This window comes from Photobacterium pectinilyticum (assembly GCF_024357955.1).
In the GTDB taxonomy this organism is placed as follows: domain Bacteria; phylum Pseudomonadota; class Gammaproteobacteria; order Enterobacterales; family Vibrionaceae; genus Photobacterium; species Photobacterium pectinilyticum.
Genome location: NZ_JANEYT010000054.1, coordinates 17,257 through 30,540, shown reverse-complemented (window position 1 = coordinate 30,540; position 13,284 = coordinate 17,257). Strand labels below are relative to the sequence as shown.

The following is a 13,284-nucleotide window of genomic DNA, read 5'->3' as shown; positions in this document are numbered from 1 at the left end:
TAGGAGCCGGATGCGTTAGTAGCGCACGTCCGGATCTGCGCGGGGGGTGGCAGGTAACTGCCATTCCTACCGCGACCTCTTATATCACATCGCGCCATTTTTCAGCTATGGACGGTCAAAATCTCCTGCACCAAACACACCTGAATACGCCAGAAAAAGTTATGCCAGTAACAAGCAGCAAAACGTAGGCGATCTTTCAACTTTGATCAAAAATCATCCTGTTTACATCATAGTGATGGAAAGAAGGGTGTTAATGGTTTTGGGCGCTTTTTATTTAACTTTATTTAAGCTCTTACTTGTTGTGGTTGTTCCGTTTGGTTGTTGTTTTTTATTTGTTAATCTTCGTGATTTGATGGTTTGTTTTTTCATTCATTCATCAATTGTTATTTTCGTTTTTAAATTTAATAAATTTAATAATGGTGTTGTGGTGCACAAGTTTTATTATTAATGATAGAATAGAGTTGTAAGTTTTTAAGGTGTTGATTTTAAAGTGTTTTAATTGGGTTTTAATTAGAAAGGTTGACTCGGATCACACAAGCAAAATAACGTAAATTAATTGCGATTTTGGGTAAATTGAATAGTTCAAATTAAAAGTTAAAAATAAAGGTAAATAATATTGTACCCGGAGAATAACAATGACATCGATTAAATTGACCGTAAGAGAGAAAGTCGCTTATGGTTTAGGGGACACTGGCTGTAACTTTGTTTGGCAAACAGTGATGCTATTCCTTGCTTTCTTTTATACTGACGTATACGGGCTATCGCCTGCTCATATGGGCACAATGTTTCTTCTAGTTCGAGTGATTGATGCAGTAACCGATCCTTTAATGGGGTCGATTGTCGACCGAACCCAATCAAAACATGGCCGTTACCGCCCGTACTTATTATGGATGGCAATACCATTTGGTGGGGCATGTATGTTAGCTTTCTACACGCCTGACTTTGGTGAAACGGGCAAAATAGTATACGCCTATGCGTCATATATTTTCCTTACGCTAATGTATACAGCAATTAACGTGCCGTATTGCGCGATGGCAAATGCCTTGTCCAATGACTCAGTCGAGAGAACATCTTTACAGTCTTACCGCTTTGCATTGAGCACCACAGGTGGTTTAGTGGTCGCGACAGTTGCTTTGCCATTGGTTGATTTAATTGGTCGTGGTGATCTTCAAAAAGGTTACCTTGGTGCCATGGCTGTAATGGGTTTAATCGCGATTGCTCTATTCTTTGTCAGCTTTGCCAATACTAAAGAGCGTCATGTTCCTGATATCGAAGAGAAGCAGTCTGTATGGGCGGATCTCAAGTTACTTGCGGCTAATCATCAATGGCGGGTACTGTTCATCGTAAATATTATTCTGTTGACTGGTGTGGTGCTAAAAGGCGCAACCACCATGTACTACGTTAATACAGTAATGGAGCGACCAGAGCTTGCCACAATGTTCATGATTGCCACCATGATTGCCGCGATTGTAGGTGCGACGCTTTCTTCTCCGGTGTTTGGTAAATATGACAAACCTATGGTTTACCGCGCGCTAATTGTGGTTTCTGGTTTTGTTTCCATGTTGATGTATATGGTTGAACCGTCAAATGTTGTGCTGATCTTTGTTATCGCCATGGTTTTAGGGGTGGTTCAAAACGCGACAACACCAATCCTTTGGAGCATGATGTCAGATGTCGTGGATTATGAGAAAACACGAAGCAACCGTTCACTAGGTGGCATGGTGTTTTCTACCAATTTATTTGCTATTAAGTTAGGTATCGCGCTAGGTGGTGCAGCCGTAGGCTGGATTCTGGCCTGGTCAGGTTACGTTGGCGGTGCTGAAGTACAACCGACAGAGGCGATCAAGGCGATTAACCTACTTTATACCGTTGTTCCCGGTGTGATGTTTGCTTCGTTAGCTATCTTCATGATGTTCTATAAGCTTGATAAGCAGAAGCTTATTCAAATTAAGGCATTGTTAGAGCTTGATGCCAAGCAACTCACTAAAGAAAACAAAACGGTTCATAATGCCCAGCTGAGTTAACCCCCTGACTGCTTTTACTCCTGAACAGAATTGATTAGCCTCGAGCAAGTGGGGCTAACTAAACATTTTTCATGTATGCAACACAGCATTGTTGCTTAGAAGACAGAAATTATTTTAAATTTCCAAAATTAGGAATTTGATTATGTGTATCTATAAAGACGCTAATTACACCACAACTGAACGTGTGAAAGATCTGCTTTCCCAAATGACTTTAGAAGAAAAAGTGGCTCAGTTGGGTGCACAATGGTTGATCTTGGATGAGAGCGGTGACCACCAAGAGCGTGAGTTAGAAATGTCGAGTAACAGCGCATCTCGCACGGTACAAGAAAAATTGAAGCATGGCCTTGGTCAAATTACACGTCCACTAGGTACACATACTGTCGGTGCTGAGAAAGGAGTTAAAGCACTTAATGAGCTTCAAAAATATTTAATTGAAGAGACACGCTTAGGCATTCCTGCAATTTCTCACGAAGAATGCTTAGTCGGTTTAATGGCACAAGGTGCGACGCTTTATCCTTCTTCTCTGAACTACGGTCACACTTGGAACCCAGAGCTGATCGAGAAAGTGGCTGAAGATATTGGTCGCCAAGCTCGGACAGTCGGGGCAAAACAAGGGCTAGCGCCAGTACTGGATGTATCGCGTGATGTTCGCTGGGGGCGAACGGAAGAAACATTGGCGGAAGACCCGTACTTAGTCGGAATGATGGCGACCAGCTATGTGAAAGGCTTGCAAGGTAAGGATCGCGATTTGATTGCGACGCTTAAACATTACGTCGGCCACTCGGCAAGTGAAGGTGCGAGAAACCACGCTCCGGTCAATCTAGGTTTTAAAGAGCTGAATGATACCTTTTTATTACCATTTGAAATGGCAGTTAAGCTCGGTAATGCAGGTTCTGTGATGCCTGCTTACCATGATATTGATGGTGAGCCGTGCCATAGTTCATCTTACCTAATGACGGAAGTTTTGCGTAATCAGTGGGGCTTCGATGGTCTTATTGTGGCTGACTATGGCGGCGTTGAACTTCTTAGCGAGCATCACGCAACGGCAACAGACCGTGTAGATGCAGCAGCACAAGCATTCAATGCGGGGCTGGATGTTGAACTGCCGGACGATGCGTGCACGACTTACATAAGTCAAGCTGTAGATCAAGGCCTTATTACGCAAGAGAAGATCGATGAAATTGTATCTCGAATCTTGTCTGTGAAGTTTGATCTTGGTTTGTTTGAAAAACCATACACGCCGGTTCCAACAGATTCGTTACATAATGAATTGAGCGAAGAGTTGGCATATCAAGCGGCAAGCGAATCGATTGTATTGCTGAAAAACGACGGCCAGCTACCGCTGGCGCAAAACAGCAAAGTTGCATTACTCGGTGCTACGGCTGATGATCCATTGGCACTGCTTGGTGGTTACAGTTTTCCTGTACATCTTATCTTGAGTGGCAGCGATGCGTCAGAGCGTGTTGCAAAATCGATCAAAGAAGCATTAGAAGATCGTGTGACGCTCATCGGTTACAAAAAAGGCTGCGATATATTAACTGAACGTCATGGTGGTGCGCCGGTATTCCCTGGTGATGTAGACATGGCAGTCGCACAGAATACGACATCACCAGTGAGCATGGATACATCGAATATTGAATCTGCAGTTTCTATTATCAGTGATGCTGACGTGGCTGTCGTTTGTGTGGGTGATCTAGCGGGACTATTCCAAACCGGTACTATTGGTGAAGGCTCAGATGCGGATTCTTTGAACTTACCGGGTGTACAACAGCAGTTGCTCGATGCCGCGTTAGATAGCGGTAAACCGGTTGTGGTTCTAGTGACTGGCGGTCGTCCATACTGCTTAGGACGTGCAGAAGATGAAGCGGCTGCTATTGTGTACGGATGGGCCCCGGGTCAATGTGGTGCAGATGCCATTGCTGATGTACTAACTGGTGTGACGAATCCTAGCGGTAAATTGACGATTTCAATTCCGAAGAATGTGGGCGCAGTGCCGTATTTCTACAACCATAAGTTGAAGAGCGCGGGGACGCCGATAGCGTTCCACTTCGGTTCTCGATTTAACTTTGGCTTTGGTCTGAGCTACACAAACTTCGATTATAGTAATACAACACTTGTAAAAGTAGATTATGACTTTGATGAGTCAGTGACGCTCTCTGTGGACATCACCAATACCGGTGATCGTTCAGGTGCTGAAATTGTTCAGTTGTACGCACGTGATAAAGTGTGCTCTGTTGTACGTCCTGTTAAAGAGCTTAAAGGCTTTAAAAAGGTACACTTAGAAGCGGGTGAGACGAAAACCGTCACCTTTTCGTTGCCAATTGATATGTTGAGCTTTACTGATTCATCTCATCAACGTGTTGTTGAAGGGGGTGAATTTGACTTGATGCTCGCTCGTTCTTCTCAAGAGGTTGAGTCTCGTCACACTATCAAAGTGAAACCGGGTAAGAAGGTGTTGCCAAGAGAGTGGAAAATGGTGTGTGAAGTCTCTATAGATTAATCATGATAGATGAATTGATCTAAATCATTAAGTTCAATTAACCCGCATAAATACTATTCCCGAGTTACTTTCCGTGCTCGGGTTTTTTATTGTTACGTTTAAAATAGGGCAATTAAATAAAGCATAAACCTGCTGTTTGTAATGACAGGACAGCCGTTGTCTTTGTCATTACAAGTAAGACTCTGCGCTTATTTATCATGTGGATAGGGTCTGATATTTTACTTCAAGGATTATGTCTGATAAGGACTTATCGATATTTGCCTTTGCTCACAATAACTTATTTTATACATTCAATATTTAAAAAACATAATAGAAAAATATTTCCATAAGTCGCAAAATTTAATTATTGAAATGCTTCGGATGAATCTATTATGGCAAATTTAAATGTGATGAGCTGGGGGGAATACCAATTATTCTCATTAACTAACCAGCGAGGTACACAGGTCGATATTTCTGATCTTGGAGGTTTGATTGTCAATTTTTATGCACAAGATAAAAGCGGTCAAACGAGGAATATTGTCTTAGGTTATGAAGCACCGAGCGAGTACCTTAAAGGTCGGTGCTACCTCGGGTGTATCGTTGGTCCTTGGGCGAACCGTATTGCGAATGGCCGTTTTTCAATTGATGATGTTGATTACGCTTTAGAATTAAATGAAGGCACAAATCACTTGCACGGTGCTTCTGCTAACCTTGGTGAAAAACGCTGGGATGTCACTCGTGTTGATGACATGACATTAAAGCTTACGACCACCGTGAATGCAGGTGAAGCGGGTTATCCTCATACTATTGATTTTGTTGTTACCTATCATCTTACTGAGCAAAGTGAGTTGTGTATTTGTTATGAAGCGATGCCACATGGTTTAACACCAATAAACATGACACAACATACTTATTTCAACCTCAGTGAAAGTGAAGATGTGTTAAATCACAGTGTACAGATTCACTCTGACCGTTACTTATGCGTTGATAGTTGTGCAATCCCATTGTTTGAAGCGCCAGTAGCAAATACACCTTTTGATCTTCGTCAACCAGTGAAGATCAAAGAGGGGATGATTCAAGCGAATGAGCAATTACAAGCGGCTGGTGGTTTTGACCATTGTTGGTGCTTTGACGCCACAGAATTACAACCCAATGCCGTTGTTTATGAAGAGACAACTGGATTAAAGCTGCATGTAGCCAGTGACCAAGTAGGTATGCAGTTCTATACCGGTAATTTCTTGAATCATGAGCTTGGTCGAAACTCTCAAGTTTATAAAAAACATGCTGGATTATGCTTGGAAACACAATGCTATCCAAATCAAATTAATATGGATAACAAGCAAGATTGTATTTACGGGCCAAATAAGCCATACCGTCACAATGTTGTATATCAAGTACAAACGATTGGAAAATAGATAGAGATTATTATGATTAACATTCCTCAAGTAAATATGGGCATTGTTGCCGTAAGCCGTGACTGCTTTCCTCTTTCACTTTCAGAGCAACGGCGAAACAGTGTTGTAGAACAATGTCAAAAGAAAGATATTCGCATTATTGAGTTAGAAACGATTATCGAAAATGAAAATGATATGGTTAAAGCTCTTCAAGAAGCGAAGGACAAATCTATTAATTCTCTAGTGATTTATTTGGGTAACTTTGGACCTGAAGGTCCACTGACTCAAATGGCACAGCGTTTTGATGGCCCTGTTATGTTTGTATCGGCTGCAGAAGAATCAACCTCATGCCTTAACAACGCTCGCGGTGATGCATATTGCGGTATGCTAAATGCCTCGTATAGCGCAAGTCTTCGTAATATTCGTCCACATATACCTGAGTACCCAGTGGGAACCCCAGACGAAGTAGCAACTATGATCGGCGACTTTGTACCAGTTGCACGCACTATCTTGGGCTTGAAAGGGCTAAAAATCTTTAGCTTTGGCCCTCGTCCACACGATTTTGTCGCTTGTAATGCCCCAATTAAAGCGTTGTTTGATCTTGGCGTTGAAGTGATGGAAAACAGTGAGCTTGATTTACTTGAGATCTATCAGCAAGCAGAAGGACACCCAGACATTCCAGGTATTATTGCGGATATGGAGCGTGAACTTGGTGACAACAACCCTTACCCAGATCTACTGCCAAAACTGGCTCAATACGAGGTAGCACTGCTAACGTTCCATGAGCAAAACCTAGGAGCTGCTAACTTTGGTATCTTTGCGAATAAGTGTTGGCCATCATTTCAAACGTTCTTTGGCTTTGTTCCTTGCTATGTCAATGCTCGCCTAGCTGAACGTGGCATCCCAGTTGCTTGTGAAGTGGATATTTATGGTGCACTGTCTGAGTACATGATCACCTGTGCGACCAATCATCCTGCAACGCTGCTGGACATCAATAATACCGTGCCTAAAGACATGATTGAGAATGCGGCAGAACAAATGGGTGACTACACAGAAAAAGATCTGTTTATGGGCTTCCATTGTGGTAATACTGCTCCAAGTTGTATGAAGAGCTCGCAGATTCGCTTCCAAAAAATCATGCATAGCTTGCTGGAGGCCGATCAAGAGCCAAACATCACCCGTGGCACACTTGAAGGCCAAATTAAAGCAGGTGAGGTGACGTTGTTCCGTCTTCAATCGACGGCGGATACTAAGCTTCGTTCTTACGTAGCGCAAGGTGACATTCTTGATATCGACCCTCAATCGTTTGGTTCAATTGCAGTATTTGCTATTCCAGAAATGCAGCGCTTTTACCGCCATGTCTTGGTTCAAAAACGTTATCCGCACCATGCTGGTATTGCCTTTGGTCATGTGGGCAAAACGTTGTATCAAGTGCTAGACCTTATTGGTGTGTCAGATATTGATTATAATCAACCTGCGCATGAGCGTTACCCAAATGAAATTCCAAGTGTTTTTATTGGTTAATACCAACACAATAGAATTAATTGGATAATAAAAAGGCTTTAAGAATTTTCTTAAAGCCTTTTTTATGATCAGTTAAAAATGCTTATGGGGTTTTTCTATTCGCTCAATTTTAGATAATTGCTACTGCTTTAATAATATCGGACCCTGTTTACTTGTTTAATGTTCTTATTATGACATGGGATTTTCTGAATTGAGCATTATAATTCAGTTATATCAATGCTTTGCTTTGATATTGGCATTGTTTTGAAGGCACAGTGTCAATAACAAGGTGTGGAGATTGTAGAAGGCGATTTGATGAAGCATAATTTTATTATTATTTAATTAAAAATAGAGTTGCAAACCCAATAGGATTTATGAAGGAAGATTCATAATTTATTGATATTGTTTGCAGGTAAAACGCAACTTTATTAGCCAATATGTTAGGGCACTTAAATATATCTTAAAGCGGAAATGAACAGATTATTCATGAATATAAAAAAACAGAAGATAAATGTCGTCCACTCAGGGGGCTTTCATCACCCCCTAGTTTTTTGCATTGGTTCCGCATCGATAAAGCCCATTACGCGATACAGCAAGAGTCTTGGCCATTTCCTCTACAGTGAACTTGCATGAGGAGCTAAACTCTTATCTGTAATCGAATTCATATGGTAGTTAGTGAAACGATTATAATTTATGTGCTTGGCTACCCAATCAATATCATCCATTTCTGGCGATCTTGTTCGGCGCTTACCAATCAGTACGCTTGCAAGCGCAAAAGCAAAATCGATGGTAACCCCGTAGTCTTGACCCGTTACAAATTGACCATCAATGACAACAGGTTGATCGACATATAAACCATCATCGTAATTGCGGTGTAAATTTCCACAGCAAACGTAATGGTGCTCAGAAAGCAATGAGTTTCTAGCTAGTACTTTAGCGCCAGATGAACAAAGTGCGCCTATGTATGCTCCGGAGTCAATGTGTTCTTGAATGAATTGAATTACAGTTTTGTCTGAACCTAACTTATCTGTGTTTGGTGGACCGCCAACCAATGCAATTGCATCAAATTTAAAGTTTCGTTGGTTATCAAGTAGATCATCGACATATAAATTAACACCATGATAAGACATGAGATAATAATTTTTATCGCAAGATAGAACGGTCACAGATATGTTTAGGCGGCGTAGTATATCTATCACATTAATGGCTTCCCCTTCCTCAAAACCAGATGAAAGTAACAAGGCAACTTTTTTCATTAGTTTAACTCCTAATAATGTTTTTATTAATGATATTATCTTAGTACGATAGATTAAAGATGAAATTTTAACTATAAATAGAACAATTATTGCCTTTGAGGGCAGATAAGAAAAGTACTTGTGTGGCTTTTAATAGGTATGTGTATATTTATTTTTTTCTTGAGTTAGTGATAGAATATTTACACTAACTCGTTGACAATATCGCGTGATAAGATTGTAGTTAATCATTACCCTATTGATAGGGTAATGTTACTTATCAAGGAGGGATTTCACATTTTTAATGAAAAATTCCGTTTTAAGATCTGTAAATATGCTCTCTGTATCCAAAATTTCCTAAATGTTTTTATTAAAGTTATCAATAAAGATTTATTTAGTTAGCTGATTGTTATTGAAATTATTCATGGTTTTCATCTCTAAACTCTTTTGGTGTTTTGTTTAAATTTTTCTTAAACACAGAGTACATATATTGCAATGATGGGTATCCGCATATTTCAGCAATTTCTACAATAGGCAAAGATGTGGACTTTAATAAATTACAGGATTTTTCAAGCTTAGAGTTGTGTAATTCTTGGTGAATTGAGTGTCCACGCTCTTTTTTGAACCTTGCTTCCATGTTTGAGCGAGAAATACCGACATAACTTAATACCTGGTCGACTTTAATACCTTTGCAAGCATTCTGACGGATAAAGTGCATAGCTTGAATGACATAAGTATCATTTAACGCTTGGTAATCGGAGCTTTGACGATGGTGAACCTGAGAGGGTGGCACAAGTACGCGCTTGAATTTTTGTTTCAGTACCTTAGGACAATCACCATTGGCTTTTGCATCAATGTGTTTGTGAAGCATTTTTGCTGCTCGATAGCCCATCTCTTTGCACCCCTGAGCAACAGAGCTTAGTGAAACACGGGCCAAATAACGTGCAAGTTCTTCATTATCAATGCCAATAATGGATATTTTGTCAGGAACCATTAGGTTAAGATGATCGCACATTTGCAGTAAGTGGCGTGCTCGAGAATCTGTTGCCGCTATTATACCGGTTGGTGTCGGTAACATTTGCAACCAGTCAGCTAAGCGGTTCATGTCATACTGCCAAGTATGAGGTTTAGTGTCATTACCGCAGTAGACTGAGCTGGCATAACCCTCTCGCTTCACTATCTTTTTGAATGCTTTTTCTCGTTCGTTAGCCCAGCGTTTATCTTCATCATCAGCAAAACCATAAAAGGCAAAGTGTTGTAGTCCTTTATCCTTTAAATGCTGAAAAGCCAATTCAACCAGAGCTTGATTATCAGTAGCAACGTATGGAACGTCAGGGTATTCATCTGAATCTTCGTATGATCCTCCCACACCGACAACAGGAATATCCGTGCCGGTCAGAAGTCGCGCGATTTCAGGATTATCGAAGTCCGCAATGATACCATCTCCCTGCCAAGCTTGAATATTTTCAATGTGAGTAGTGAAGTCATCTTCGAGAAAAATATCCCAGTTACATTGAGAGGCTTGTAGATACTCACCAATACCTTCAATCACTTGACGATCGTAAGTTTTATTGGCATTGAATAGTAGATTAATGCGGAGTTTTTTATTCATAGATATGCCCTTAACTTTTGATGAGGGGCAGTCTACCAGCCAATAGTCGTTTTCGGTGTGATCTCGGACACGTTCATGAAATCCATGAGTTTTAGTATTAAATAACGTAATTGTGTATTATTTACCACCCATGAGTACCATGTTCAAGTAACATAGCATTTCGTATGGGATTTTGAGAGCCGGTACTGGTAAGAGGTTAAACTATGTATAGGTTTGGGTCGGTATATTGGGGGGTAAACCTATTGTTTGTCACGCGATGGAGGCATTGTTGCCTCTAAAGCGATAAAACGAGAGGTTTTAGAGGTTTTGCGACCTCACCCTCTTTGCTCTGAGCAAGGGCTCCTGCAACGTTGGTGGGGCGACTTACCAATCTATCTCTGGACTCGGTGTACAGATAAATTTCTCATTAGTGATTGGGCTTTCTGGCCAGATCATAATGGTCATTATTTCACTTCAGAAATTCGGCCATTGCGGTTTATCTTTCGTTTCTTTTTTTCGAATTGAAGCTTCTGCCACGAAGGATAAAAAATCATCCACATGACAGAACAAATCCACTAACTTACACATTTATCTATGACTAGCATATTACCTTTTGGGAGTTGTCGATTAATCAGGCGAGGTGACGGCTCGTGTTAAGGTGAGTTTGTCGTATTAAGGTGACCTATCAGTATCAGGCGAGATATTGTATTTTTGCCAGCATAAAACTTAAACCATTTCGTGATAGCACTCTCGTTTGTTAAATAAGTTAATAAGGATGGTTAAAATGGCAATTGATCTGTTAAGAGGTGACGTCCAGAGTATGAATGGTCGATAAGGTTGCTTTACATCCCGGATAATGTTGAAATTTGTTAATTTGTTAATTTGTTAATTTGTTAATTTATAACATGCAGGAAAACGGGATCATTAAGTAATGAAATAATCTTTTGATTAAGGTTATATTAAAGTTTATTTAGTCAATAACGCTTTAATAGATAAATGGAAAATAATGTTAACCATTTTATTTTTTACCTGTTAAAAATTAATGTTTATCAATGGTTTTTATATATTAAATATAACTGTATTATTATCTAACGTTAAATTTTATAAGTGTAATAAAATTTAATTTATTGGAGGCTTGAATATGTGATTTAAATGTTAATTGTTAATAAAGACCAATGGTCATTATATAATATAAAGGAGTATAACAATGAAAATGCTCAAGGAAATTATTTTATTATGAACTTATTTAAAAGTAAAGAAAATATAGAAGGCCTAACGCAAGACAACTTTCCAGGTGTAATTAAAGTAGTAAAAAACGTCAGTTTGGCCGCCATGATCGGCAGCACTCTCAGTTTATCTTCTATAGTTTCTGCTTCGCAAACATCACCAGAGATATCCCCTCCACAGAAAATGAACATTTTGTGGTTAGTCATGGAAGATACAAGCCCTAATGTATTGCCAGTTTATGGTGATAACACGATAGAAATGCCAGCTATTAGTCAATTAGCGGCTGAGGGCATTAAGTATACTAACGTATACTCTACAGCAGGAGTTTGTGCGCCAAGCCGTGCTGGCTTGGCCACAGGTATACATCCTTCATCGTTTGGCGCTAGTCATATGCGTACTAATGCGCCTCCTAGACCTGCTGGTTTACCACTCTATGACGCTATACCACCTGCAGAAGCTAAAATGCTAAGTCAATATATGCGTGAGGACGGCTATTACACCACAAATAATTATAAAGAGGATTATCAATTTTCTGCGCCTAAAACGGCGTGGGATGAAAGTGGACGTTTCGCTCACTGGCGCAATCGTCCGGAAGGTCAGCCGTTTTATGCGGTATTTAATTTTACCACGCCTCATGAATCAGGTTTGTTTGACCCATATGGTATAAGAAAAGTAGAGTATCGCCATTATTTTTCTGATGATAACGAACGTATTGCAAAATTACCTGAACATCAGATGGAAAAAACCACAGGGAGTGAAACACCAATACATTTACCGCTGGATACTGTTTTTAATATTCCGCCATATCTGCCTGATACTGATGCTGTACGTCGTGATATGTGGAAAATGTATAACAACCTTGCCGAAACCGATAAGCAAATGGCTGCAGTTTTACAGCAGTTAAAAGATGATGGTTTGTATGATAATACTATTATCTTCTTCTATGCCGATCACGGCGGTCCTTTGCCTAGACAAAAACGTTTAATCTACGATAGTGGATTAAAAGCGCCGCTGATTATTCGTTATCCTGATGGGATGAATGCTGGCCTAGAAGATGATCAAATGATCAGTTTTGTTGACTTTGCACCTGCCACTATGGCGATTGCTGGTTTAACGAAGCCTGAATATATGCATGGTCGTGACTTTATTTATAATACAGAACCAAAGCGTAATTACATATATGCTGCAGCAGATCGTTTTGATGATCAGACTGATGCAATCCGCGCAGTAAAAGATAAGCGTTTTAAGTACATTCGTAACTATCGCCCAGAGCAAGGCTATTATTTACCAATTGCTTACCGTGAAAGAATCCCCACCATGCAAGAATTATTACGCTTGTTGAAGGTTGAGGGAGGATTAACATCCGCGCAAGCGCAATGGTTTAGAAAGACTAAAGATGAAGAAGAATTGTTTGACACACTAAATGACCCCCATGAATTGCATAACCTCTCGGCCGATCTTAAATATAAAGCGACATTAGATAAGCTCAGTGCTCAGATGGATCGCTGGTTAGCAGATATTGGTGATCAGCCGAATTTACCAGAAAGAGAGTTGATTGCGGATTTATGGCAAGGTCAAGACAGTAAACCCAAAACGCAACCGCCAGCGGTCACTATTTCAGGTGGTGTTGCTCATATTAGTTCGGCAACGGAAGGTGCTAATATTGCGTATAAAGTTATCAGTAATGGGTATGAACCAAAAACTTGGTTGGTGTACAAAGCGCCAGTACAATTAAAAGCAGGTGAACAGTTAAAAGCTGTCGCTCATCGTATAGGGTATCAAGAGAGTGACGTGGTTAGTGAAAAACTTGTACCATAGCCAAAATACTTAGCAG

8 protein-coding genes and 1 pseudogene are annotated in these 13,284 nt (G+C 40.3%); 6 read left to right on the top strand and 3 right to left on the bottom strand.

Going from position 1 to position 13,284, the window contains the following annotated elements:
* The 5 genes from NHN17_RS18645 to NHN17_RS18625 all read left to right on the top strand — a co-directional run.
* Positions 1–188 (top strand): hypothetical protein (locus tag NHN17_RS18645; RefSeq protein ID WP_255044143.1); only part of this gene is annotated, 188 nt, incomplete at its 5' end.
* Positions 189–635: 447 nt separating this feature from the next.
* Positions 636–2,024, top strand: coding sequence for a glycoside-pentoside-hexuronide (GPH):cation symporter (locus tag NHN17_RS18640; protein WP_255044142.1), 1,389 nt, complete (start codon positions 636–638; stop codon positions 2,022–2,024).
* A 142-nt stretch (positions 2,025–2,166) separates the two neighbouring features.
* Entirely contained in the window at positions 2,167–4,524 is a 2,358-nt protein-coding gene (locus NHN17_RS18635) for a glycoside hydrolase family 3 N-terminal domain-containing protein (RefSeq protein ID WP_255044141.1), read from the top strand.
* A 371-nt stretch (positions 4,525–4,895) separates the two neighbouring features.
* Positions 4,896–5,918, top strand: coding sequence for an aldose epimerase family protein (locus tag NHN17_RS18630; protein ID WP_255044140.1), 1,023 nt, complete (start codon positions 4,896–4,898; stop codon positions 5,916–5,918).
* A 12-nt stretch (positions 5,919–5,930) separates the two neighbouring features.
* Complete coding sequence (locus NHN17_RS18625) at positions 5,931–7,421, top strand: L-fucose/L-arabinose isomerase family protein (RefSeq protein WP_255044139.1); 1,491 nt, start codon at positions 5,931–5,933, stop codon at positions 7,419–7,421.
* 593 nt (positions 7,422–8,014) lie between these two features.
* On the opposite strand, the gene NHN17_RS18620 is transcribed toward NHN17_RS18625, so the two are convergent.
* From NHN17_RS18620 to NHN17_RS26130, 3 genes and pseudogenes are all read right to left on the bottom strand, one after another.
* The gene (locus tag NHN17_RS18620) at positions 8,015–8,656 is read right to left on the bottom strand and encodes a DJ-1/PfpI family protein (protein ID WP_255044138.1); all 642 of its coding nucleotides are present in this window, start codon (positions 8,654–8,656) and stop codon (positions 8,015–8,017) included.
* Positions 8,657–9,050: 394 nt separating this feature from the next.
* A complete protein-coding gene (locus NHN17_RS18615; protein ID WP_255044137.1) occupies positions 9,051–10,244 on the bottom strand; it encodes a XylR family transcriptional regulator in 1,194 nt (397 codons plus the stop codon).
* 429 nt (positions 10,245–10,673) lie between these two features.
* Positions 10,674–10,811: pseudogene (locus tag NHN17_RS26130) on the bottom strand (IS982 family transposase); the annotation flags it as partial.
* A 564-nt stretch (positions 10,812–11,375) separates the two neighbouring features.
* Here NHN17_RS26130 and NHN17_RS18610 point away from each other — a divergent pair.
* On the top strand, positions 11,376–13,268 hold the full coding sequence (locus NHN17_RS18610) for a sulfatase-like hydrolase/transferase (protein ID WP_255044136.1): 1,893 nt from the start codon (positions 11,376–11,378) through the stop codon (positions 13,266–13,268).
* The last annotated feature ends 16 nt before the right edge of the window (positions 13,269–13,284 follow it).